Source organism: Deltaproteobacteria bacterium HGW-Deltaproteobacteria-6 (genome assembly GCA_002840435.1).
Taxonomy (GTDB): domain Bacteria; phylum Desulfobacterota; class Syntrophia; order Syntrophales; family Smithellaceae; genus UBA8904.
Map to the genome: position 1 here is coordinate 79,320 of PHAT01000003.1, position 25,894 is coordinate 105,213.

Below are 25,894 nucleotides of genomic sequence, written 5' to 3' on the forward strand. Positions count from 1 at the left end.
GCAAAATCTAAAAGGTGAAGTAAAAGTGTGAAACCTTTTTTACAAATAGAACACCACATCGAGCTTGTCAAGTAACTAAGCACTGGTCTGGCAATAGCGGCTCCGCGTTTATTTAAAGTGAAAATTGCTTTTTTATCAACTTTTCGAAATCTTCCATCTTTGCAACGCTTGATGATTTGTTTCTGTCAGGAAGGTAGCCGCATTCTACATATATGAAAATTAAGTATTTATGCAATGTCGAGATTTTCCTTCATGGCCAATGGGTTCAGAGGAATTAGACGCTTCAGTAATTCACGATCTTCCACCATCTCCTTTAAACCATACCAATACAGAGCGACTCTTATTATTGGGTCTGCCAGTCGTTCATCAGAAACAATAATAGGGTTCTTCTGGCTTGCAAGAGCGATGACATCGATCAGAGCATTAACTTGTTGTGCTTTTAGTTTATTTTTCATTCCTGTCTTATACCAGTGATACATTTCATTCATAATTAAACACTCATTTACCGACAGTGAAATGGGTGCGGAATTCATTCCCGATAATCTGACTAACTTGCCCGGATCACACCCTTTAGCAATAAGTAATTTAAATATTTCCTTTCTGCCTAATATTGCCGCCACATTCAAGAAAGTATAGTTGTATATTTGCCGCCAGTTTCCCTTATCTAATCTCCATGCCACTGCCGTTTTGGACAGATCACGATCCAATTCAATTTCTGTCTTGTTTAGAATTCTCTCAGCCGTTTTTATCTTATTGAACATTATAGCATAGATAAGGTGGTAGGATGACAGGTCAGCTTCGATTTCGAGATGAAACATTCCCATCTTGTCGTATTCCTCCGGAGTATGCTTTTTATCCAATATTAAACTGAGAAGACGATACATGCGATAGAGGTAATATATAGGCCAGAAAATGCGGACAACCTCACAGTCTTCATAGTTCATAGTTCTGCCAACCTGCTTCACAACATCATCGCTAAAAATGAAATCAATTTCTTTCATATATTATCGAACCTTCAAAAGGGGAGTATATTGTCTTTTTTTGATTTGTATTCTTCAAAACGCTTTCTGACACCGGCTTCATCTTTGAATAAATCTGTCGGTTGAAAAGATTCCAGCTCAACATGATAGACCATCACAATGTCAGCAGACAATGATATATACTTTCCATAGAATTTATAAAGTGACCCAATCTCTAAATATTCAGATGCCTTTTCAGTAAAACCAGTTAAAAATGTTAATTCAAATACGTCCATACAACCATCCATTGCAAGGCAATCAACGAATATTTCCCCAGTATCATAACATCGATCAACATGAAGAATCTCAATTATGGTTGAGATTGACATTGTCGGTATATCATTCCGTCTTAGACTACCGGCGTTATCAGGATTTATCTTTTCGTAACCAGCTACTGCTAAATTGGGTACTCCCAAACCAATGCCAGCCGTGAAAACTATATTCTTTAAAAAATCTCTGCGACTTTTCATATATTTCTTCCATTATAAATAAAATTGACAACCATGCATTCCTGGTTTCGTCTTTATAATTGAGTGACCGCGAATAATGTAAAACCGATTCAGCATACCTTTGGAGCAATAAATAAATTTGAGCCGCGTTTTTTCAAGAGGTGTATTTTGCTTAAACGACTCTCTCGTGAGTCTTTTTTCATAACCTTCCGTCATAGAATCAGGCGAATAGATTTCATTCCATTTCTTCTTCAATTCTTCGTATGTAAATATTTTTACCTTTAGGTTAAGACAATTTTCACAGGTCATAATTAGTTCCTTGTATGTGCATTAAATAAACATCTGCATAAAATTAATTCATTTAATGCCTTTTTAATCAGGGGAAATGTGTAAAGGCATTTCTCTTGTTTGATGAAACTATAATATAATATCGTTCCATATTACGTAACGATTTAGCTAGGAGGATAAAGATGGGGGGGGGGGGAAGAAGAGCATGTTGAAAGCCAGTCAGCCCCATCCTGTTGCCTCTGTATCGTCGCCTCCTCCCCGGATATTGACAGGAAAGCCCAACTTCTGCACGTCCACCATAAATTTATCCCGCGCCTTCGTAACTTCGTCTTTCATTTTCTCCTCCTATTATTTTATCCAGATCGCCTGTTTTCATCTTCAGTCCTTTCCCACATTGCGACACATCTGTTTTTAATTTTATCGACACCGGAAAGGAGTTTGCAGACATATTGTTGACCACTGTAGTCCCCGGTATTCATAATCTACTGTTCCAGACATACTCTGTATTCCAGAAGTGTGTTCCCTCTCCGATTTCCGGTGGTATTACAAGGCCATCGAAACGCGCCATGATGCTTTTATGTTGAAACCAGTCATTCGGCAGACGGGATCCACGTCCATCCATCTCGTAGATAACCTCCAGGGGGGCATCCACATTGGGGGCATAGACTGCCGTGATTTTACACTCCCTTGCGCCGCTGCACACCGCCTCAACAGCTGCCTGACGGGTGACATAGGCACCGACCCGGTCAATGTGCGACAGATGTTTGCCGCTCAGGGCGCCTCCACCGATCGGAACTCTTGGACCATAAAAATCCATAACCAGTTTCCTGCCGGTCTGCCCATTGTCCCCAAGGCTGCATCCCTCGATAAATGGTCCGTTGGGATTAATCATGACTTCAATATCATCGACAGGTGTCACCCAGCGGTGATCATCCTCCTGCAGCCGCATATAAATCCGATCGATTTCGGAATGCAGCGTGCCGCAGAAATCTATAAAGGAAGTTGATTTCCGCTGCTGCATCGTCGCAATTATATGCTCCAGGTGCCAGAGGTTTCCTTCCTCACGAACACGTACCAGCAATTTGCCGTCCGGCCCTTTTCCCTTCAGGTCACCCTCTTTTAATGATTTCACTATCCCTTCACGAAGCGCATGGATCAGGAAATGCTCCGGCGGAAGGAACCTGATCTTTGCGTCGTATCCTGCCCAGCCGATGACTACAGCCTGGTCGTTCACGTGCCTAGTCCACTCGCGGGGGTCTTCGCAGGTAACCCCCACGTTGCAGCTGATGGTGTAATCATCTGCCGCGACCGTGTTACCACCGCGCAGTCCGATATTGCGCAATGCATCACGAACAATGTCATCTATCTGCCGCTCAAGTGGGACGGAAGCGGCAACCGAACCACTCAGCCAGATTGTGTCGCACCAGATTCCCGCCTCTACCTGTACATATGCATCTGGATCGACGAGTGACGCCTCGGCGACAATGGCGTCTGTGATAATGTCGCACACTTTGTCCGGGTGTCCCGGAAAAACTATTTCCGATACTCTGATCATAATGGCAGCCCCTCCAGTTGAGTGTATGGTATTCCAGCTCTTGACAGTTTTGAAGGATCCCCGTTTCTCGAAACAATGGCGTGGATTTTAGTGGCTCGGGCTCCGGACAGCAGTTTCATGTCAACCTGTTCGATGTAACCGTCGGTCACAATCACCGCCGACCTTGGCCTGGTCCTGATGATGTGCTCCAGCACGCAGTTTATGGATGTTCCTCCCGTTGTTTCAGATACCAGTTGCCCCTTATTGATGAATGCCCTGGCAACAATATCGCTGAATGCCCAGAACGGCATCCAGATGTATGCGCGGAGCCTAACAAGCAGGGCAATCAGGTGTGGCAATTCGCATTTCATGGAACCGCTGACGTCCAGATAAATATTCGCCGCGCCGATTGGTTTTTTCACACTGGTATCCCAGGTTGCGTCCGGGATAAAGGGGGACCACATCCCCCGGAGATAAGCCCGTTTGTCATGCTCGTTCATAAGAGGTAGCCGGTAATCAAGCGGGACATCTTCATGCAGTCTGTTTTTTTTGTCGGGAACCAGACATGTGCGTAGCACGGTCATGGTCTTGCACATCCAGTTTTGCAGTTCCCCGCACTCCTCAGCGACTAAGCCGCCCGGGTACGCCTCCATGCCTACTCCTCTTAAACCCGGATTGCGCCAGATTCCGTGGCCGTTCATCTGGCGCAGGCAGTCATTGAGCACCTCACTAATCATCTCATCAATTTCAACAGGGTAACCGAAGTGGTTCCCCAGCATGTCATCAAGAGTAATGCCGCCAAATTTCTCTGTGGTTTTAGAAAGATCCTTCACCACATCGAGAATGTCATCAGCAATGAGGCTGCCCTGGTACAAACCATCCCACAGACTTTTCTGTGTATTATCTATTATTATCTCATTCTTTTCCGGCGGGCACAAAAGGCAGAGTGGAAATTTCCCCTTGGCATAGTATCTGGACATCATTGAACTATAGTCCCAGCCCATGGTGCGGTGGATGATGGCGTTGATGACGGCGTCGAATGCGAGATTGTGCAGCGGCGTGACCAGTCTGTGGTGCTCGGTGTGGTGCAGGAGCACATGCAGGAATTCGTGGCAGATGAGCGCTTTGACATGGCGATCAGTCCGGCAGTGCTTATTCACGAATGACAGGTTGACCTTGAGAACAGGGCGTGCTTCACAGGTCACGGCCAGTGTTTTAACGGACTCCGTAAAGTTGATGTCCATAATTTTGAGGAGCGGCCTGACGGCAAACGGGTTTTCGTCAATCAGTTCATAAAGAATGGCGCGGAAATTTTCTTCACGCAGATGCATAGAATCCTCCCGGGGAAAATAGCCGTATCTTTCGTGTGAGGCTCGTCTGTGTCCATATCACGGGGCGCGCGGGGTCATAAAATGTCGCCGTGCAGAGTCCCAGTATCAATGCGGATGTGAGGAATAGAAAGTCTTTTTCCCGCCGTTTGTCAGGCGCCGTCGGAATAACCTTGTCCGACAGGACGCAGATCATCGGCCCTTCCGGCACGGAAGTATAACACCGCAGATCTTCGGGGCTGTATAATCCGGCGCGTTGCAGTATTTCGTATGTCGCCGTGACTGGATCAGAACCGGCTTCAAACTTAAGGCCGACCGTCATGACATTGGACAGTTTGGCACCGCCACCTCGGCCGTGTTCTCCCAGAAGGGACCCGATGATTCTCTCGCTCTCACGCCGCGTCATGGGGCTTCCCATGTTGCACAGCCAGGGTACAATCGCCGGATTCCGCGTCAAGCCGCAATTGCGATAATCTTCTGTAATCAAAGTTTTGCCTCGCGCTTGACGGTTTTTATGCACTCGTTCAACACTTGCTCAACTTTAACCGGATCTTTGTATACGATCCCCTTGATAATTGACCAGAAGAAGAACTGCTGCGCCCGTTCCTGGCGGGCACCTTTCAGATCGGCAATGACTTTCCCGTAGCGGGTGTACTCGGGATGATGCGCCGGGGAAGCCGTGTTGGGAACCTGCCAGGTGACGGTTCCATCCACTTCCAGAATCTCCTGCGCTATCCTGCCGAGTTCATTGACGGCATCCGAACCGATGGGCGTTTTGCCCATGGCTGCCGCGGGATAAAGGGCAAGCGCCATAATAGCCGGTTTATCACCGTGTTTCTGCGAAGCCAGCATCTCACAGACTGCCATACTGGCGGCATCCTTTGATGGAGCATTCCGGAACAGCATTTCAATTTGCTTCGCCGGATCAGTCTCCAGATGAAATTTGTGTATCCACGCCTTGTCACCCTTGTCAAAAGCCGCATCCCAGGCAAGGCGGTGAACCGCATGTATTTTGTTCTGATCCACTGATGCCCCCCATGCCGCAAAAGGGATGCTACATTCCAGAATCTGGCGGTAGGTCTCCTGCTTCGCCTGCTCGCCGTCGAGAATATATCCGGCAATAAGGCTGCGGCTGATCATCCGGGCACGCCGGGGGGAGACGCGGATTCCGGCGTTCAAAAGGCCCTTCATGGCCGCAATGACATATTCCAGCATACACTGATGGCGTATGGGTATCCCGTTATGGGGAGTTTCACCCTTCACGGCGGCCTTGATGACAGGCCGACACTCCTCGACAAGCTGAAAAAATCGCTTCTGTGTTGACTCCAGCCATCCCTTCAGGACACCGGCATCGTCCGAAAGTTCCCCGTCCCCAGCGGGATTGGCAACCAGAAGCTGGTCTTCTTTGTTTAGGTCCTGCCAGTCCGCCACCTGGACGATCAGGCCAAAGCGGTCGGCCAGCGCCTGGTCCAGGGGTTCCGACCCGAGATAATCGCCGTCGGAATCGCCATCCATACCGCACGGGTTCATCGCCGCCCAGCGGTAACGCAGGATCTCCAGAGGGATGCCCTGGATGCGGCGCTCGTACACCAATGAGAACAGCCGGTTCTGGTGCTCGGGTTTGCACCGGCTGATTTCGTCCACCAGCACCGATTCCGCCCCCCAGACGGTGGCCGGGGTCTCCATGTAACGGATGGACGTTTTGTTTTCATCCGGGTACGGGAACCCGACCAGATCGTCGAAGGAAATCAGGCTGGCATTGTAATGGCGGTGAACCAGTCCGAGCGCCTCGCTGATGCTGTTCAGAAGGAATGTTTTTCCTGTCCCGCTTTTACCGATGAGGAGCAGGGGGTCCATAGTGATGAGCGCGGCGAGGATGATTTTTTCCAGTGGTTCAAAACCATAGACGCCTAGCCGTTTCAAAAATCCCTGGTCTTTAAAGTTGCAAATAGCTCTCATTGTTACACCTCTTTTTGAGTTTATCGTCCTTAACAGCACATTATCAGATACGGTTTTGGTCCGAATCGTCGTCCCATCGTTTTCATTGCCCTTTCTTACTTCAATCCTGCAGCTTCCCGCAGAGCAGCCACACGGTCAGTCTTTTCCCAGGGGAAGCCTTCACGCCCGAAGTGGCCGTAGTTGCAGCTCTTGCGGTAGTTCCAGCCTTTAGGCACGGTCAGTCCCAGATCATTGATCATCATTGCCGGGCGGAAGTCGAAGATTTTGCCAAACGCCAGGATCCGGGCGATTTTATCCTCATCAATTATCCCCGTGCCAAAGGTGCTGACATTGATGCTAAGAGGTTTGGCAACACCTATCGCGTAGGCGATCTGGATTTCGCATTTGTCAGCCAGCTTCGCGGCAACAATGTTCTTGGCGGCATAACGGGCGTAATAAGCGGCGGAACGATCCACCTTTGACGGGTCTTTGCCGGAAAAAGCGCCTCCGCCATGCGATCCCACGCCACCATACGAATCCACGATGATCTTGCGGCCCGTGACACCCGAATCACCGGAGGGACCGCCGATCACAAACTTACCGGTCGGGTTGATAAAGAATTCAGTCCGGTTGGTCAGCAATCCTGTTTTGCCAAGCACTTCATGCGCAACCGCATTCAGATCCTTTTCAATCCTGTCCGGCGGGACATCGCGAGTCTGATGGGAAATTACGACTGTCGTGATTTCGACTGGTTTCCCGTTATCGTGCAGTACGCTGACCTGGGCCTTGGAGTCGGGTCGGAGGTATCCGATAACTTTCTCCCTGCGGAGACGGGTCAGTTCTTCCAGCAGGTTGTGCGCAAACACGATCGGGGCGGGCATGAACCGCAATGTGGCATTTGATGCGTAACCAAACATCATGCCTTGATCGCCCGCCCCCTGATCCTCAGCGGCCCCACGGTCAACACCCCTGTTTATATCCTCCGACTGGCCGTGGATGGCACAAAGGTAGTTGAACGTATCGTGGCTGAATCCTTCGGAGGGATCATCGTAACCGATGTCCTCCACAACCTTGCGAGCAATCGCCTGCGTATTGATCTTGTCCCACTTGTTGCAGGTGATTTCTCCAAGGTTGACCACAAGATTGGGACCGACAGCTGTCTCGCATCCGACATGCGCCACCGGATCCTGCTCAAGGCACGCATCCAGAATTGCGTCAGAGATCTGGTCGCATACCTTGTCCGGATGGCCTTCCGAAACTGATTCCGATGTGTAAATGTGCCTTGTCTTCAATTTGCTCATTTGATTTTCCTTTCCAATATCCGATTGTTATAAAAGTTTCCGTAAATTCTTTCCTTTCCATGCGAAAGGAACTGCTAATACCAATTCGTTGGTTCATATGCTGCTCGTGCGACTGTAAGAAATCGTCCTTCATTTCTAGTCTCCATTTCTCCAACAAACTCCCCGCAATATAAAAAACCCGTGCTTTGGAGGCACGGGCTAAGAATAGGATTATTCATTTTTCCGGTCTTTAAGCACATTTTTATAGCGGAGCAAGTAACTGGGATAAATCGCCGCTTGTTTATTTATTGTTCGACTGGATTACCATCCTCCTATATGCCTAAAAAACAAAAAACCCTGTGCTAAGATCAGCGCAGGGTTACTTCAACCGGCGCTTTAGCAGTTTGGTAGGCGGTCTGCAAGTTACCATTAACTCACCGCCCGTCGCTTTAGCACATTTATAGAGCGGAGCAATTTGGCGCTTAACTCACCGCTTGATTATTATTTTACGCCTATTTCAGATTTTGTCAAAACATATTTTCAAACACAACAATTTCTGATGAAAGAATAATGTGGTCGCTTATTCCAGCACCCTGGCAAACAAGCCTGTCGCGAAGGTTATCGCATTCTTTACATCTGCACCCCGAAGTTCTCTTACCAAATGGCGCTGGCCAGGGTGACGGTAGCTACGGAAAAACGATATCTCAACTGTCCAAGGCCCATATGCTTGTGATTGACGACTTGGGACTTGCTCCCGTGACCGATCTGGAATGACGAGATCTTCTGGAGGTTATCGAAGAACGGCACGGTTATGGTTCGACTATTGTTACCCGTCAGCTGCCCATAGAACATAGGTATAAACAGATCAGTGACCCGACGGTAGCTGATGCTATCCTGGACCACTTGCTACACAATGCACACAAAAAAAATTTGAAAGGAGGATCTCTGCAGAAAAAATATGCCGACTTGAGATCGAAGGATAAATTATGAAAAACAACTAAAAACCAGCGTCGCTTCGTTCCGACCCAAGGGGGGGCAACATCCCTCGGAACTGTATGGAGGATTCTTTCGGAATCACATGGCGAAATCAGCGGAATAGGCACTTTGGGGAAAAATGACAATTTCAATTATCAGCATAGTGAGAGAATGTCAGCTAAAAACAATTCTTTGAAGTGAATACAGAACATTTTTCCTATATGAATCTCAGCAGGAAGCGAAAACACGTTCCTTAATAAACAACACTGTTTCTCAATGATTAGTTAATATTGCTTTTCACTGATGATGTGCTGATAGTGCTCCGAGATATCTTCCCACTTTTTTGCAGCAAAAAGATCTTCGGCCAGGGTAAGACGGATACGAAAACTACGGATTCCACCTGTTTTGACCGGCGTCTGCAAATTCCGCGCGGCACCCAGTTTCAGCAGCCAGTAATCACTTTTATTATCCGGTTTTACACTGCCGGCCTGTTCAACGCTCAGTTTGCAGCGCGGCAGTAAATGAACCGAGATAACGTCATAAAGGTATTCGATCTTTCTCTCAGTTTCCCCGTGGTGATGAACGGCAATCGCACAGTAGCGCAACTCCCTCATAACTGTACGGGATATCCTCTTATCAGCTGTACTCACAGGCACATGATACCAGCCGGCATTACCACTAAGGTACCTGTCAATATACTGTTTATCTCTTTTAGCCACATTACCCAGGGAAGCGACCAATGTTAGGTCTTCATATCGGCTTAGTGACAATCCGGACGGTGGTATTCTCACCGAATCATGTAGAAGATGCTCGTCAGGTTCCAATGCTCTGTCTGTTGACTTTTCATCCGACAGGTCACCAAATTTATTCTTCAGAAATACCTTCAGCCAACGGTTCTCGCGACCAGGCAGCAAAGGAAATCCACCGATCCCGACTGTTTCGATGCCCTTCTGATAAGGATTATGACCTTCTTCACTATTAAAGAATCCCGGATACAGAACGAACGCACCCACAATCGGGCGGCTTTTTTCATTGATTCCGTCGTCTGCCTTTTCAAGGTTGATTAAAGCGTCGCGGTAGCGGTGCATCTGGTTTATGGCATCATCGGGAATCTGGTCGTCACCATTCTCTTCCGCCGATATCCTGTACTTTGCATCAAAAATCCATCGGATGCGTTCGCCGCCGCGGAAGGTGGCCTCCATCAGAATGTCCGGCTTCTGAGGTGTTGTCCAGGAAAAGATTCCACGGACATCGAAATTATCAGATACCCTGAAAGGAGGTTCATGGGCCAGTCTGATTCTGAGTCCATCGCGCCGTTCAAAACGGAAAGCCGTACCCATTCCGTCAATCAGATCTTTTTCCAGACCTTTCATTTTCAATGACGCCTTGCGGATTTCCTTTTCTTCAAAACCCAACCCAGGGTAGATCACTTTTCCTGCTTGATCCTTAATACCGATCAGCATCTTTCGGATTTCAAGCAGGCACCAGACTTCGTAGAGGTCTGCTAAAGACTTCATTGAGACAGACGAATGACGGCCGAACAGTTCAAGGTATAATTTGAGTTGCTGCCAGATAGTGTATACCCTGGCATAGCCGGTACGTTGATGAAGAACCAGCGACTCCTGCGCCATCCCTTCAAAACTGCCCAATTCATGGAACAGCGGTTCAGACAGACGCTGTTCTAAAGGCTTCTGCCAACTGTCCAACTCATCATAAAATGTCTGACTTAACCTGCTTTGCTCCGGTGCGCGGTCATGCTGACGGGCTCTGTTGACAAAGTTTGACAAATTCCGCGTACAGCGGGTCAGAACCATTTTTACGAAGCGGTTTTCCGGCGTATCTACTGACAGACGGCGGCTCTCCACCTTGTGACGAATATTTTGATCACCGTTGCGGCACTGTTCACGCACACGTTCTTCAAGTCGCGGCGTCAGCCGCCCTTTTAGACAGTCGGGACGCAGATATCTTTCCTGCGGCAGCAACCTGGCATGAGGTGAACGGCAGATCAGTTTTACCGCATCCTCGAGTTCCGTTCTCAGGCTTCTGAAGAGGGCAAGCCAGAGCAGGGGGAAATGTTCAAAAGCTTTGCGCGATGCCCCCTGTTCCTGCTCGGTCTTTCCAGCAAATGAAAAGCGCCAGAGAGGATAAGCCGAGTCAATATCTCTATTTATTTGATCGAAGTCTCCGGCCATATCCATTTTGGTCGGCAGAACCTCAAAAGACATATTCTGTTTAATCCGTGTTGTTCCGTTATTGAAGCTGATGCCAAGGCGGAACCAGCCGATGTCATTGCCAAAGTTGATACTCCCGCGCAGACTTTGACCGGCTAGATGGAAAACGTCCTGAACATCGTTCCGCCAGTGTTCGACTTTTGGGGCCAATGCAGCAACATCGCCTTTTATCCGGAAATCAAACTCATACAGACGGTTTTCAAAAAAGACAGGAGCAGGAATAGTGAACCCCGTTGCCGGTTCTGGGATTGCGACTATCGGCCCTGGCGCAATATCTTTTATTTTCAGTGGCGGACAAAAGTAGACAGCACTGCAGGGGAGCTGCTTCCCCCTGGAGCGCATAGTTTTGGCCAGAAGAATACAAGGCTTTTTAATGTCTTTTGTCCAAACCGACAGGTCCCAGACGTCTGTTTCTATCTTTAATACTTCAGGCATGGCTCATCACCGGCTATGGCCAGAAAGTTGTAAAACCGTTTTTTTCCAGACGTTTCTGCATCCACTCCAGTTTTTTTATGGAACGGCAGGATGCCTGTACAACCGTGCCGTCAGTTGCTGAAACACACAGAAGGTCAGGCCGTCCAACATTACAGATATCAGTTAAACTGTCTTTCAGAATATCCGATAGACGGGTCAGCAGGCTGAAATTGTCCTGATAATCAAGTTTTTCCGCATCTCCTTCGATTCTTGGCAGCACCTTCATCATAAGGAAGTCGTCCCAGACCGCCTGAAGCAGTTTGTCATCAGAAGGATTGAAACATACCACCGAGAGCAAAGCCTCGTTCAGGGCACGGTAGGCGAGTTCAAATGGAGTTCCCCTGAGGATCCCGTTGACTGTTTCTAGGAAGTTAATTGTTTTCTGTCCGTCAGGGTCTATAGCCACCGATATCAGATCGTCCCGTTCAATCTGCGACAGAAGGGGGAAGCCCAGTGTTTTTGAACAGGTTTCGGGAATGAAAAACTCATTATAACGGTTGGGGTAGAATTCACCAAAATCAATTGTCAAGGCGCGGTCAATCACCTTACGCGAAAATCCATGAGTTGTTTCATCCATGTTTACCGTGCCGGCAACTATCAGGTTTGGAGGTAGTGGAATGCCTACAACCGAAAAATATTTTTTCAGTCCGATAGACTGTTCATCGTCCCCTCCAATGTCAAGTTTCCGCCAGAGTTCATCCTGTGCAGCCGACTCCAGCTCTCTGATCACATCTCCTTTGAGAAGAGGATCGCATTTATAGATACCCGCCTTCCATACTCGTGTTTCGACAACTGATAGATAATCGGCGAAATACTGCTCGACCGGCGCCAGATTCATCTCATCCAAGCATAGCCAGAAGGGGCATATTTCATCGGAAGCTTTGCAGACAATATTTTCACCGGTTGCCGATGCTGCAGAGTGTTTCCAGGCCTTGACAATGAATCTCAGAAGATCGGTTGCCACGTACCGAGGACCGTCAGAGCCGATCCGGGAAATGTAACCGAGTAAATCTGACGGTTCATGCCAGTCGGGGCGGACGGGTACAAGACAATAGTTACTACCTGCAGCCATAGCATGAATGGCGGCTGATGCTTTTGCCTGTTCGCGGACAAATCGGGTTTTGCCTGTCCCCGATATTCCAGCCAGCAGAAGGAAGGGTTTAGGCAGATGAGAACCATTTATTGCATTATGAGTATTTGTCTTGAATAGATGATAAATTTCATCTGTTTTGATAATCTCGAGATTAAATTCCTTGAGGAACACATTAATGTCTTTGATAGATCTGCCGTTAGCTGAATCATAGGTCCATTGATCTGATAAAAAATATTTTATTCCTTTAAATTCAAACGGTTTATCCAAAAATACTCTTGAATCCAGTTTCTTTTCTTCTAACCCTCTTTCACTGGCCCATAAATAAACACCGGCGCTATTTATTTTGGCCTTAAATTCATCAATAATTAAGTTGTTTTCAAATTTCTCCTTAAAGTTTTCATAGCAATAAAATAAACTTCTTAATGCAGCTGATTTTGCTGTTTCAAAAGGGCCGAGGAGAATTAGTTTATTCTGTTTTTCGTGCAATATCTCTGATGATTTCGTGCCATAGCTTAATAATATTTTTTGAAAACTTTCAAGATTTTCCAAATCAAAACTAAAATTATCATTATTGGGATTTTCATTGAGAATGAAACATATATAGGCATTAATAGCGTTATACACCCCGCTTGTCTGTGACCCTATCAGCGGATTAATAGTGGGGAAATTAACTAAAGGAAAGAATTTGTCAGCTAAACTCCGATAGGGTTTCTCTTGATAGTTCCATGGTGACCTTGTCTGCGTGTATAAAGGATGAGAGACTATTGCCTGAGATATCTCACGGTTTTTGTCTTTCAAAACATTTATGAATTCATTTATTTCTTTAAGATTTACGTCAAACTTTTTACCTGCATTGTTTGTGAATGTGACAAAAACCCCTTTGTTAAGCTCAGTATTTGCACTGATCTTAACCGCTGAACTGTTTTTTATGTAGTCAAGAAATTTCCCATTTTCTTTAATTCCCATTTCATTCACCTTTCTTATTGTTAAGTTGTTGTACAATCGTATATGCAATTTTTCTTATTACAGGGACAACAACAGCATTACCAAACTGGTGATATGCCGGCGTTCTTGCGTCAGGAAATATAAACTTTTCGTGAAAGCCCTGAAGGCGTGCACATTCGCGCGGTGTAAGCATGCGGGGGTTTTTACCATCTTGAGGAATTAAGCATTCTTTTCCATCTTTTCCATATCGGGCAACAAGGGTATTAGATGGTCTATTTAAATCAACTGCGTAAGCTGTGAAGCCAGTTCCACGGGCAACATTTCTAGCCGATCTATCTATGTGGCCTTTCCATAATCGATCGGAAATTGTATATTTTTCAGATACATTATCTTCCAATATCTCTTTCAGCTTTTTTTTCTTGTCAGGGAATTTAGGAAATTCAAATTTAATCTTTAATTCCTTTCTAAAGCAAACCATGTAACAGCGTTCGCGATGTTGAGGCACTTCACATGAAGCATCAATCACATCAGAACTAAAATCATATCCCAGTTTATCAATTGATTCTTTGATTGTATCAAAAGTTCTTCCAGAATCATGGCTTTGAAGATTTTTAACATTTTCTAAAAATAAAACCTTTGGTTCTTTCTCTTTAACAATTCTGCATATATCAAAAAAAAGTGTTCCCTGTGTTTTACATTCAAAACCATGACTTTTACCGATAGAAGAACGCGCTGAAACACCAGCATGACTGAATGGTTGACACGGGAATCCAGCGGCTAAGATTTCATGATCTGGAATCAACTTTTTTAGCCGTTGATCAGAGACTTCTGTGGATGTAAATTCCCTTATGTCACCAAATGGGAATTCGCCAAAGTTTCTAAAATAAGTCTGTTGTGCTGCCGCATTCCATTCACTGCTGAAAACGCATTTGCCGCCAAGTTCTTGAAGAGCAATTCTAAAGCCGCCAATCCCTGCAAATAAATCTATAAACCTGAATTGAGGAGTTACATTTACGGGAATTGGGGGAAATGGGACTGCACTATAAATCACGATAGGTTTTTTATCAAAGCCCAAACAATCACACCAATGACGCTGTGTTTCCTTATTAGCCCAGGCATTTGGTATTTCACCATGAAGCCAGTGTGTGATAACAGCTTTCTTGAATACATTTTCTTTTGTTTTTTGGTTCAATTTTATATTATCAAGATGTGCTATTGTGTTAAACGCCTCGTTAATATCAATAAACATTTTTCACTATCCTTCTATAGAGCCTTTCTTTTAATAATTCATCATTCTGGTTCGTTTCGCATTCCCAGACCACAAGCACTTTCCAGTCCAATTCTTCAAGGGCTTGGCGTTTTTTTTGATCGTTTGTAACATTCTTCTTGAATTTTTCCAGCCACCATTCAGTTTTTGTTTTGGGTGTGGTCGTATCTTTGCATCCTTTGTGACGATGCCAGAAACAGCCGTGGACAAATATTACCGTATTCCATTTCTTCAATACAATATCCGGTTTGCCCGGAAGGGTCTTCACATTAATCCTGTAGCGAAATCCCATTGAAAAAAGCAGTCTCCTGACTTTCATTTCAGGACCGGTGTCTTTGGATCTGACTCTGCTCATATTCCATGAGCGTTTTTCCGGGGAAAGATGATCAACCATAAAATATTTCAGTTCAATAAAACAGCCTGTATTTGCATTCAATTAATAATCAAAAACCCATGCTTATTATCCGCAGCCTTAGGTACGACAAGACAGCGATCAAGAAACCGGTTAAATTCCTCGCAGGAGGTTTCAGGTACAAGGCAGCAGTTATGACAGGCGGCCAGATTGCATGAGTCGGGGCCCTGTCCACCGTAATCACCCGTTTCACCGCAAACGGGGTCTGCAGAACACCATGTTGCATTTTCGAGTGCGCGTCTGAAAAGAGGCTCAAAATTTTCCGTCTTCCCCATTCTGACCAGTCCGCCCATCGTACCTTCGGCGTCTCCCGATGAGGTATAAATCAGGAATCCCGCCATAGGCGCATCCGCATTATCCGAAACATACAGACGTTCCCTTAGCGATGCGGAACTGTACCCGCATTCAAAGGTTAACCGGTTGATTAAAAGATGTGATAGTGTATGGATGAGGATAAAGCGAGCTGTTATTGCTTTGGGGTTAAACCCCCGTTCAGCGCAGACCTTTAAGTACTGCCTGTTGAGGATTTCAGACCTGTTTTTTACAGATTCGAGAAACTCCCATTGTCTGAGAACATCTTCACGGAGTGTTATAAAAATACCTTCCCCGTAAACCTTACAGGCGGGAAGCCAGTTTTTTCCTTCTTCTGGCTTATTTCTGCGAAGCAGAGCTTTTTTCTGATCCTGAGCCAGGCCGCTTTCAGGGATAACCCGGCTGAATCCCGCCAGTACTCTTGTTTCACGAAGTCTTTCAACAAGCATAATCTTATCTATATATTTCTTGAGTACCGTAGATAACCCGGTTGTATCCGCTTGAACGGTTAAAAGATCATCTTCATTATGAGGTGCGGACAGCACACTGAATTCCAGCCGCCGGAATGATGTCCACCGGTCCTCGCCTTCAATTATTTTCTGTTTATTTTTACCCGTCCCCTCGATCCGCAGGCCGCGGATAATTTCAATTGCTTCTGCGATTTCACCGTCGGATAAATCCTGCAGCAGGTCTTTATACTTTTTCCGTAGCGGCTTAAGAAGGTCATCAGGTTCGTCTTCCGCTCTTATATTAAGAAAGGTTTTTATCTGCGGTGTCTTCAAAATATCAGTAGCATTATTTTTTTCAGAGAACAATACAAAGGGTAAATAAATCGAGCTTTTGATATCCGAATAGTAAACATTCGTAGCACTGCGCAGAGCCGCCCGGAGAGGCCGGTTGCAGTCGCCTCCGTTTTCAGTACCCAGCCAGGGTGTGACTCCTTTACAAAAATAAACATTTCCCGTCTCACGAAGAAGATTTGAACTCAAATAGGTTGACTGTCCTGTCGGATCCGCAGCGGTAACATTTTCCAGTGTTCTTTTTTCGCCGCAGGCACGACAGCTTATTTTGATTGCGTTCAAAGAACCGCCGCCCGTTGCTGTATATCTGAGCGGCCCGATACATGCCGGTTCAGCGGACCTGTGGACCCATTCAAGCCACGGGAAATCCTGCACGTGTCCCTGATCGCACATGGCGATAAAACGCACCTGTATCATTCTTCGTTTGCAATCCATGCAATTCACATAACCTGCGCAATGCAATACATCTTTTTTCATAAGTCCACATTTAGGACATACATACCATTCGGGAAATCTCAAAACTGGTATTTTCAGCAGCGTATTTTTTAAATCCCCTGATTTGGACGGAATTCTGAACTCGGGCGGTGCCATAAAATGATTAACATTCAGTTCACGACTCAGACGCCACTCGTCAATTCTGAATTCAGCAGTATCGACATCCTGTATTTTCGTTCCGTCATTGGTTTCAAACCAATGGTCAAGCCCCGCTGTTATAACGGAAATGCCGTTTCTCAAAACATGTAGTGCTCCCGGTCCGAAAGGTGTTATAAGCTGGCCGCGACGTATTGGATTAAGTTTCATCTGTCAGAGTTTCCCTAATTTCATTTATATTGTCTACCAGATACAACTGGGTTATCTCGGGCATACATTCTGCGTCAACGGAACGCATAGACGTGGGCGTAGGCCATGACACACGTTCCCACATGTCGGGATAATACATGCCGGCGTATCTCAGTAAAGACGGCATTTCTGCTGCAGGGCCGGAGCTCCATTCAGTTGAATTCCAGGCCTGCCACTCGGCAATTCTTTCATTAATCGCGTTAATAAGATTAATGTTTTCCTGCGGGTCAACAATGCTAATTCTGAACTTCATCAGTTCAATAATTTTTTCTATCAATGCGGCGGGATAAGGACTCGGCTTCTCTTTTTCCTGAATACCGCCCGCCTGCCGGACATAAGCTACCATTACAGCATGTAATGCACGTTTCAAGGCGGGTGATGTAAACGGAGTGACACTGGAAGGCTCCACCTGTGCATACAACCGTTCGTGATAACTCCGGAACTTTTCAAAATGCGACCGGTCTCTGGGCTTTCCCGGACTGTAAATTGTAACAACAAGACCCGGCCTTTCCCGCCATTTTCTGCCAATGCGGCCCGTAACCTGTATGTACTGTGCGGTCGTTTTCGGCTGACCGGCAACACAAATAAGAGAAAGTCTGTCAACATCAATACCTACCTCTATTATATTTGACGCAAGGCATACGTCGACAGGGTACGGATCTTTTCCTGGCACCTTCTCAAGTTCCTGAAGCGCCCCAGGGATTTCGCTGCTTGAAATGCGGCCGGTCAATTCTTTAATATTATTTAGAAAACGCCTTTTCGCGGCTAGAGTCTGATTGCTGAGTCGGAATATTTTTTCAGGCACATCGGCTTGAAAAAGCGTCAAGTTTGATCCCAGCTCTCTTAAACTGTTGAAAAAAACAAGCAGTGTCATCCATGGATCTTTACCGGCATCATCAAACTGTTCACAGGCCTGAAGCAGCGATGAATATACTCTGACATTAGTAGTAAGCACCGATCCGAGTCCCGGAGCATTTATGCCTGCATATAACCTTCCACGATGTAACGTGCCGTCTGATTTTCTGGCATATGTACCGAAAAATGAATCACCGGCATCGAGTCCGGGCGGCGGGAAAAGCGCGGCATCCTTTCGTGCATAAAGTCCTTTTATCTGCTCTTTGTATCTGCGGGTGGTTGCTGTAGAACTGATAATCTTCGGCCGGACCGGCCGCGCGGGGTTACGGCGGTCGATACAGAGTTGTTCTATTACTGTTTCATAGAGTCCGGCCATGGAACCGAGAGGACCTGTTATAAGATGCAATTCATCCTGAATGATGAGTCCGGGCGGTGATGTCATCCGTTTACCGTCAGGCCCGATACCGAATAACGCAGAGGCTTCCGGCTTCCATGCAAGCATGGCAAATTTATCGACAGTACCGATAACGAGAGATGGAGGTTTTTCATAAATATCTTCATCAATAACATATACAGGGAGTTTTTTGCTGAAACTGCAGTCAGGATCGGCACAGTGCAGTACAATTGTATTGTTTCTCTGATCGAGCCCGAGCAGCTGTGTGTTTTGCTGATTCCGGCCGCGGCTGCCTCTTCCTCGCCCGGTATTCTGTCTGATATCAAAAGAACCTATTTGCGCACCGCACCATGGACAGCGGAGAAGAACAAAATTATATTCCGCATCTGTCCATCCCTGGATGAGCTTTCTATACTGCTGTATTGCCTCCTGCCGGGTGTTCGGCGTTGTATCCCCTCCCAGCCAGATGCCGATCGAATATTCATGCGGCCCCAGCAGGTCTTCATTGTCACGCCGTAATGCTTCCATCGCACATATCAGGCCTGCGGCACGTTGAAACTGCTGTGCGGTAAGAAGACGCAGGGTATAACGCATCAGAACATGTGTGCCGGTATCTTCTTTATTTTTCATGCGGCGCATGAAAAGTGCAAAAGCTGTCAATCCCAGATAGGCTTCTGTTTTACCACCGCCTGTAGGAAACCAAATAAGCTCAACCGTATTTCTATTGTCATATCCTTTAATGAAAGGATCAGGAGATGAATCGTCACTACATGACCTGACCGTCATCAGAATAAAAGCGATTTGAAAAGGACGCCATGTCCCCCGACCGTATTCGGGATTACACGGGTCGGGACTGATGAATTTATTTTTAAAAAGAATCCTTTTTTGCCCTTCATTCCATTCAGGAGTGCGACTTTCTCGGAATGAACGGATCTGTTGCAGCAAAATGGCATGATTTGCGAGCTGAAAAGCTTTTGCCGCCTCTTTATCTGTTTTAAGATAGCTTAGTCCGTCGAGCATTCGTTCGTGACAGCGCCTGCATTGTTCAAGATGCAGGCGTGCTGCACTTGTATATTCAGCAGGAAGTCCCTGAACCTCTTTTTCCTTTTTAACAATCCATAAACCGTAACGTTCAACCACTTCCTCAAGAGATGACATGCCGTTATCTTTTTCGCCAAGGCCTGCAAGAGGCGTCATGGAAACAAGCAATTCTGATCCGTCCTCTCTGAAAATCTGAGGTGTAATGCTGGCAGTTTCAAAAACGGGGAACGGCACGGCTTTGACAGCGGATGCGTGTATTGCACCTTCCTGTGAATCCCAGTCAGCAGCACAGCCGTGTCCGGTGGCAAATGTCAGGGATTTACGGTAAAGGAGCCTCAGGGACTGCTCCTCTTCGTTGGCGGAACGCAGTTCCGGCTCCGGATACGGATGTATTACATCGGCGCCATGACAGTCAAGCGCTTTAACAATAAATCTGGATTGAAAGAGACAGTTTTCATCCAGAGAATCACCCTGTTTCATACAGGTTCTATTGACAATGCATGCAGTCAGCAGTCGCAGATGTGAACTCCCCTCGCCATCCGACGGTGCAGGCCTGGAAAAAAGTTCTATGCGGATATTGAGACCATCGCAATTAACTGCGACGGGCATAACATCGGGTTGTATAATACCATTTTTTTTCAGGATTGATTCCGACTTGAACGAAGCGGTGATTTTGACGTTACTGCGCAACCACCAGAGGGCTGTTTTACCTGATCGAGTATGCACAGCTTCCCTGCGCCTGTACCGTCCCCCCTTTGCTGTTATTGTAATAGAACAATCATCCTTCAATTCGGCAAGGAAACTGATACCCATACTGCAGGGTCTTGCAAGATTTGCGAGTGAGATATCAAAATCTTCCGTTTCTTTTTCAGGTCCGCCTGATCCTATTGTGTCGATAATTTTTTCCAGGTTTTTAAGGCATTCTTTCGCTATTCCCTCTTCACCGGGTGTCTCCGCCATAGTTCCGGATTCATCAGGATCCTCATCCTCGACATTAAGTTTACCGGCAGGATAAAGGACACCTACCCCGTAACGCCTGTGAGGGCTTTCACCTTTCAATATTTCATTGTACGGTTTCGTCTGTACGTTCGGGTTATATAGACTTTCTATATTTTCACAGATGATTTTGTCTCCGCTGCAGTCGACCGGTCGGCCGAAGGGCGCGGGTCCCATCATCTCACGTCTGAGAGCAAGCACCATCCTGTTACGGTTTGCAATGTGGTCAGTCTTCGGTGTGTCGGGCTGTGCTGTATTGATCTGTGGGGTTATCTTTTTTATCTTTTTTATCGTTTTCATAGCATTATCTTGTCTATATCCTTTTTTGCGCTATTCGATACAAATACTGCAAGACGCTGCAGAGCCCTCGTTACACCTATATAAAAAATATCCTGCCGGTTTTGAGAATCAAGATGCTCAATATCGGTTAATATAATTACCGGAGCTTCAAGCCCCTTGAAAGTGTGAACTGTACAAAACCCCGCGCAGCCTGCCACAGATTTATCTGCAGGAGAAAGACGATGCTTCCATTCAACATCTTCTGCCAGTAATTGTGCACAGGAGTCTTTTTTGGTTGAAAGCAATATAATATCCTTTAACTGGAATCCCTCCTGCAGCAGACATGTAACGAACTGTATAACTTTCTGCTTCTGCTCCGTCAGGTTCCTGTAATAGTGGAATTCAGGATCAATACGGTCATCCGGCCTGAGTATTCTACTGTAAAAAGGTTCAAGACCGCCCAGTTGTTTGGCATATTCGGCAACCCGCGGCGTATTCCTACAGTTCTCTCTTAAAGCACACACAGGTGGAAGGTGTATTCTTTTTTCAAGAAAAGCTTCCATTGTTATATGGCCCGAGTTAAAGATGTTCTGCTTTTCAAAGTCACCAAAAATACGCCAGCGTCCGGCCGCAAGACCTCCCCTTAGAAGAAGATCCATAAAATCAAGGTAGGGGTTCTTCAACATGTCCTGCGCTTCGTCAATAATAATTTCTTCAAACTGACAATCTGTGTACCCTGGGTTTTCCAATAGGACATCAATTGCCTTTGCAGGAAGTTCTGAATGCCAGAAATGATCAGATGAAGAAACATAATCTTCATGTTTGAGACCGGCTGTTTCGAGCATAATACTATGAAGAGTTGATGTTTTAATCTTCGGGGTAAAAACGGAGGTCTGTTCTTTCAGCCACCGGCCGAGAAGATTATTAAAACAGACGAAAAGAGTTTTCCGTCCGGCGTTATATGCGCGTCGTGCAGCCTCCAGGGCAAGAAGTGTTTTCCCTGTACCGGCAGGTCCCGTGAAGACAACACGTGGATTGGGCTCCATATAGTCAATGGCTCTTATTTGTTCATCTGTGTAAATCTTTAACTCCTCCTCCAGTCGCTTCACCCTGCTTCGCGGGGCCTCAAAATATTCAAAGGAAGGGCGTAATATTTCAGCAATAATTTTACATTGCTCTGCATATGGCTCGGTTGATTCACCGCAAAACCAGCCGGCACATTTGGTAGCAAGAAAGTTACGTGCATTATCAATAACTGAATTCAGAACCCTGCTTAAAGGTTGCGCACAAAAACGCGCTTTGTCAATCTGCTGCCAGCTGTGCCATTCACCTGTATTTGCAACACCGGATGCATAAGGAAAAACCACTGCCGACCAGAAAACGATGCGGCTGAAATCAGGTCTTTTCTGAATGAGGTAGTTCCTGATCGAATGCATTGCCGAGGATGCCTGTTTAAAAGGACCACGTGTTTCTGGGGTTGAATCTTTTCCGTAATACCAGCTGCCGTCTTTCCTGGATATCTTTGAATGGGATTTAACCTCAAGGCATAGAACACCCTTTCCCGGAATTATAACCACAAAATCGGCTTCGCCACTTACCTGGCTGATATGATTGGCAATATCCAGTGAATGTAATACTATCCAGTCTGCTGTTTCAGGATCATTCTTTAAACGTCTGAAAATTTCCGTTTCACCGGGCGGGCTTCCCGCGGATATTGTCGACGGATACATTATTGCCATGATTCAACTCCGATCTCCACAGGATGACCAAGCTTGTAATAAGGTATTTCATGGATCTCTTCAAGAATACGCTCTATGCGATAAGCAGTCATACTTGCGCTTGTATCAATATCCAGGAGATTGAAACGCATTACGCCCTCTTCGATAAGAGTTTTCATATCCGCCTTTTTTATCTGTTCAAGAAGAAGACGCCGTATGTATCTTCCCGCCTTCCTATGCGCGGTAAGAATTATTTCTGCATTTTCATTGTATTTATTAAATTCATTTCCAAGTCCAAGTATATGCAGAAGGGCTTTAAAGTTTTGAGACGTACCGGGGCGTATGTTTCTTTCATTGGCCCAGTTCTTTATTGTTGCCGCATGTACCTTTGTACCGCCGGCGCGGATAATCATTTTTTGAACTTCTACTATCCCATGCTTATGCATTTTGCTTTTCATCAGATCCTTCCAGTGTTTCTGCATTTCCCTGCATGCTGTTTTGCGGCTTCCTAATACTTTGTCCGCGACCGGTACAATTAAATCACCTCCCCCGCCGGTTCTCAAAAGCAGAAACATGCCCTCCTGAAGATCTTCATTGAGGTACCGGCCGAGCATATTGCCGCTTTCGTCGTTATCCTCGTCTTCTTCAGCCTCTTCGACGTCTTGACCGTTAATATTAGTATTGTAGTCCTCGTTATTAAGATTGATGGTGAAACTCTTGGAGTCTTTTTCAGACTCTACAAATACAGCCTTGTTACCCGCAAGAATGATAATACGGGCATTTACTATTTCTTCAATATCATCGTCACCTGAACTTCCCGTGGACTGAATAAGATGTTTTTTCAGGTATGAAATGTCAGGAACCGGTAGATAAAGATCGGCATCTTCTATCTCCTGCCTGTCAGTATGTTTATCGCTCTCAAATTCAATTCTTGACTCTTCTACATTCAGTATGCCCCTGTCAGAATCAGCACAGTCAAAAGCCGACCCCCTGTTTACTGTGTTATTAACCCATGAATAGCTTATCAAATCTAGTGCGGAAGAACGCGGTGCGGAAAAAAGAAATGAATACCCCTTATTATCGAGCCAGGCCGGAGCTCCGAATAAAATAATATTTTTAAATGCTTTAACTCTCTTGAGTTCATGAATAGAAATAACTTCAAAAGAATTATGGGGTCGTACTTTGTCAAAATAATCTTTTACCGGTTTAACAAGACTGTGCTCCAGAAGTGTAATTGTGATATCTGAAGATAAACCTTTATCGGTAAGTGATCTAAATTTGTCATACAATTTATTAATACTCTCTGAACTTAGATTCTGAAAAAGATTAAGAAGATTATGTGCGGCAACAATAATCGGACTGTCGTCGACCGATCCTGACTGCTGTAGATTTAAAAAATTATTTAAATTTTCATATATTGATGACGGGTTAAATACAGCATTGTCAGGCGGCAGTGGTGATATGCTAATCAAATATCGATACCGTTTTAAGCTGCCCGTAAATTTCTTCCATATTTCAATCTGGTCGGAAGCATATAACATTGCCTGAAACTTCTTAAGAGCAATTGAAAATTGATACGTCTGTTGATCAAATACTTCATGCACTTTGATTTTGTAAGCTGAACAGTATTTATATATCCGGTCGATATCTCTTAACATGATTAATTCTCGTTAAAACAAATTGTTTCGATGCCTGTTAAAGTTGGCAGAAAACCCCTGATAAAAGCCGGCAGTGAATCCGCCCTGTTATAGTACCTCTGGTTGATATGCGCCGCCGCCTCTTTAAAACGTTTTTCGGCACGGTCCAATATTACTATCTGATGTGAGTTTTCAAAAAGTTGATGCCATTTAAGATATCCATCCGCAGAATCGAAAATGATACACCATGGTTGTATGCCATCAGGCTCCGGCGGCTTTTTCATGTTTACAGGGCAGATTAATGACCGGTATGACCCACTGTATAGAGTATTATTCCGTGGTCTGATAATATCTTTTAATGTTCCCTGCAAAAACGTTTTGCTTTTAGTTTTTTTCAAGCTAAAATTAAAATCAAGCTCAAAGGAAAGTCTTTTTTTGGTACTGACCAAAAGACAGTCAAAGCGGGAGGTGAGCGCCAGAATTGAAACATTTACGTCAGGAACAAATGCGGAAAGAAAATCCTGACTTTTGATTACAGACTGGCCTTTTTTACGATAGTTACTTATATCAATAATAGAATCCTGACTGAGTATCGAAATGTCATGACAATTATAAGTATAGAAACACCTGGTAAGTTGCAATTTCTTTTTTCTATCATCTGCATAACGTACTTTAATCGCTTTCCGGCCGCTACTGTCTGCAAAAATACCCGAAAGGTTTCCTACCCGTTGCCGCAATTTTTCTTTATCCTTCATCAAGAATGTAACGTTTGTTGAAGTTGGCAAATTTTCGAGATATTCAAAATATTCTGAATTGTCGGGACTCTGTACATTAGTGCTTGATTCTCGCCCCTTGATAATGCCAAGGGCAAGAAAAAGAGCGGCAAACGGTCTCACCGGTAAGGCCAGACCAAGAACAAAACGGTTGTTCTCTATTGAAGAGCCAATAGCTTCACCGGCCGTGTCAAACCATCCGGCCCATTCACCTATTTGATCAACTCTGCCATCATTGTTAGTATAATAAAGATCAGGCGACATAACGAATTCCACCATAATGATGAACCGGCCTGTTTCTTATCAGTGTTTACCGGTTTTTAATTTTACGGTGCCACCAACTTTCATACTTATTTCAACGATTACAATTTATATCCTATTCTGATTTGGCAATGTCCCCGTTTTCCCCGACATGTATATCTCATCCCGATGAATCTCATCGACAACCGCATCAAATGTATGATTTTCCAATTCCGTATCATCCTTACAGGGCGGATCAAGGTTCGCATTGGCGTCCAGCATCAGTTTATCCAGCGCCTCTTTATGCGCCCTCAGCTGGAAAAAGGCTTCTTCGACAATTGCTTCCGCAGCTTCCCGCAGAGGAATTTTCTTGTTGTAAATCTCGTCATCAACCGTCTTGATCAGGAACTCTATGTAGTTTTCGTAATCGCATTCCAATGCTCTTTTTATGTAATCAGTCATCAGGATTATCCTCCGTTCTGATTCCCATTTTATTGCTGGTTGTTATTGTTTGATAATGAATTCATTGTAGTCTGTAAACTCAATGGAAAATGCCTGTTCTGCTTCTCCGTTTTTTATTCAATGCAATATGATATGGTCCAATCTTCTCTTCAATTGCCGTATACTTGCCGTTAAAGAAGTATTCAAATGTCACTTGCATGCCATCTATGATGACGGAATACCCTTGATTTTCCAGTTCACCGCATATGATACCAAGTACAGAGTTGTCATCATCCGCGCTTAACGAATGGTATATTTTCTGTACGTTCATGCTA

At 45.4% G+C, this 25,894-nt stretch carries 20 protein-coding genes; 1 reads left to right on the plus strand and 19 read right to left on the minus strand.

Going from position 1 to position 25,894, the window contains the following annotated elements:
• Positions 1-227: 227 nt before the first annotated feature.
• The 8 genes from CVU71_07205 to CVU71_07240 all read right to left on the minus strand — a co-directional run bounded on the left by CVU71_07205 (position 228) and on the right by CVU71_07240 (position 7,857).
• Positions 228-1,001 carry a hypothetical protein gene (locus CVU71_07205; GenBank protein ID PKN19289.1) on the minus strand — a complete coding sequence of 258 codons (774 nt, stop codon included), beginning with the start codon at positions 999-1,001 and terminating at the stop codon, positions 228-230.
• A 14-nt stretch (positions 1,002-1,015) separates the two neighbouring features.
• A complete protein-coding gene (locus CVU71_07210; GenBank protein PKN19290.1) occupies positions 1,016-1,489 on the minus strand; it encodes a hypothetical protein in 474 nt (157 codons plus the stop codon).
• A 12-nt stretch (positions 1,490-1,501) separates the two neighbouring features.
• On the minus strand, positions 1,502-1,777 hold the full coding sequence (locus tag CVU71_07215) for a hypothetical protein (protein PKN19291.1): 276 nt from the start codon (positions 1,775-1,777) through the stop codon (positions 1,502-1,504).
• Between the two features lie 454 nt (positions 1,778-2,231).
• The gene (locus tag CVU71_07220; GenBank protein ID PKN19292.1) at positions 2,232-3,311 is read right to left on the minus strand and encodes a hypothetical protein; all 1,080 of its coding nucleotides are present in this window, start codon (positions 3,309-3,311) and stop codon (positions 2,232-2,234) included.
• Positions 3,308-4,621: a hypothetical protein gene (locus CVU71_07225; protein ID PKN19293.1), complete on the minus strand. Its 1,314-nt coding sequence runs from the start codon at positions 4,619-4,621 to the stop codon at positions 3,308-3,310. Before CVU71_07225 ends, CVU71_07220 begins: the two co-directional genes overlap by 4 nt.
• Positions 4,608-5,105 carry a hypothetical protein gene (locus CVU71_07230; protein PKN19294.1) on the minus strand — a complete coding sequence of 166 codons (498 nt, stop codon included), beginning with the start codon at positions 5,103-5,105 and terminating at the stop codon, positions 4,608-4,610. The genes CVU71_07225 and CVU71_07230 overlap by 14 nt, the downstream gene beginning before the upstream one ends.
• Positions 5,102-6,577: a hypothetical protein gene (locus CVU71_07235; GenBank protein ID PKN19295.1), complete on the minus strand. Its 1,476-nt coding sequence runs from the start codon at positions 6,575-6,577 to the stop codon at positions 5,102-5,104. The genes CVU71_07230 and CVU71_07235 overlap by 4 nt, the downstream gene beginning before the upstream one ends.
• 95 nt (positions 6,578-6,672) lie before the next feature.
• Positions 6,673-7,857 (minus strand): methionine adenosyltransferase, encoded by a 1,185-nt coding sequence (locus tag CVU71_07240; protein ID PKN19296.1) that lies wholly within the window; start codon positions 7,855-7,857, stop codon positions 6,673-6,675.
• A 762-nt stretch (positions 7,858-8,619) separates the two neighbouring features.
• On the opposite strand from CVU71_07240, the gene CVU71_07245 reads away from it, so the two are divergent.
• Positions 8,620-8,826, plus strand: coding sequence for a hypothetical protein (locus CVU71_07245; protein ID PKN19297.1), 207 nt, complete (start codon positions 8,620-8,622; stop codon positions 8,824-8,826).
• 269 nt (positions 8,827-9,095) lie between these two features.
• On the opposite strand, the gene CVU71_07250 is transcribed toward CVU71_07245, so the two are convergent.
• The 11 genes from CVU71_07250 to CVU71_07300 all read right to left on the minus strand — a co-directional run bounded on the left by CVU71_07250 (position 9,096) and on the right by CVU71_07300 (position 25,890).
• Positions 9,096-11,477, minus strand: coding sequence for a hypothetical protein (locus CVU71_07250; GenBank protein ID PKN19298.1), 2,382 nt, complete (start codon positions 11,475-11,477; stop codon positions 9,096-9,098).
• A 13-nt stretch (positions 11,478-11,490) separates the two neighbouring features.
• On the minus strand, positions 11,491-12,684 hold the full coding sequence (locus CVU71_07255) for a restriction endonuclease (GenBank protein ID PKN19527.1): 1,194 nt from the start codon (positions 12,682-12,684) through the stop codon (positions 11,491-11,493).
• An 892-nt stretch (positions 12,685-13,576) separates the two neighbouring features.
• Positions 13,577-14,803, minus strand: coding sequence for a DNA (cytosine-5-)-methyltransferase (locus CVU71_07260; GenBank protein ID PKN19299.1), 1,227 nt, complete (start codon positions 14,801-14,803; stop codon positions 13,577-13,579).
• Positions 14,793-15,215, minus strand: coding sequence for a very short patch repair endonuclease (locus tag CVU71_07265; protein PKN19528.1), 423 nt, complete (start codon positions 15,213-15,215; stop codon positions 14,793-14,795). Before CVU71_07265 ends, CVU71_07260 begins: the two co-directional genes overlap by 11 nt.
• A 38-nt stretch (positions 15,216-15,253) precedes the next feature.
• The gene (locus CVU71_07270; GenBank protein ID PKN19300.1) at positions 15,254-17,146 is read right to left on the minus strand and encodes a hypothetical protein; all 1,893 of its coding nucleotides are present in this window, start codon (positions 17,144-17,146) and stop codon (positions 15,254-15,256) included.
• Complete coding sequence (locus CVU71_07275) at positions 17,136-20,771, minus strand: helicase (GenBank protein PKN19301.1); 3,636 nt, start codon at positions 20,769-20,771, stop codon at positions 17,136-17,138. Before CVU71_07275 ends, CVU71_07270 begins: the two co-directional genes overlap by 11 nt.
• Entirely contained in the window at positions 20,768-22,489 is a 1,722-nt protein-coding gene (locus CVU71_07280) for a hypothetical protein (protein ID PKN19302.1), read from the minus strand. The genes CVU71_07275 and CVU71_07280 overlap by 4 nt, the downstream gene beginning before the upstream one ends.
• Complete coding sequence (locus CVU71_07285; GenBank protein ID PKN19303.1) at positions 22,480-24,126, minus strand: hypothetical protein; 1,647 nt, start codon at positions 24,124-24,126, stop codon at positions 22,480-22,482. Before CVU71_07285 ends, CVU71_07280 begins: the two co-directional genes overlap by 10 nt.
• A 2-nt stretch (positions 24,127-24,128) precedes the next feature.
• The gene (locus CVU71_07290; protein ID PKN19304.1) at positions 24,129-25,157 is read right to left on the minus strand and encodes a hypothetical protein; all 1,029 of its coding nucleotides are present in this window, start codon (positions 25,155-25,157) and stop codon (positions 24,129-24,131) included.
• A 90-nt stretch (positions 25,158-25,247) separates the two neighbouring features.
• Positions 25,248-25,580 carry a hypothetical protein gene (locus tag CVU71_07295; GenBank protein PKN19305.1) on the minus strand — a complete coding sequence of 111 codons (333 nt, stop codon included), beginning with the start codon at positions 25,578-25,580 and terminating at the stop codon, positions 25,248-25,250.
• Positions 25,581-25,659: 79 nt separating this feature from the next.
• Positions 25,660-25,890: a hypothetical protein gene (locus CVU71_07300; protein PKN19306.1), complete on the minus strand. Its 231-nt coding sequence runs from the start codon at positions 25,888-25,890 to the stop codon at positions 25,660-25,662.
• Positions 25,891-25,894 lie beyond the last annotated feature (4 nt).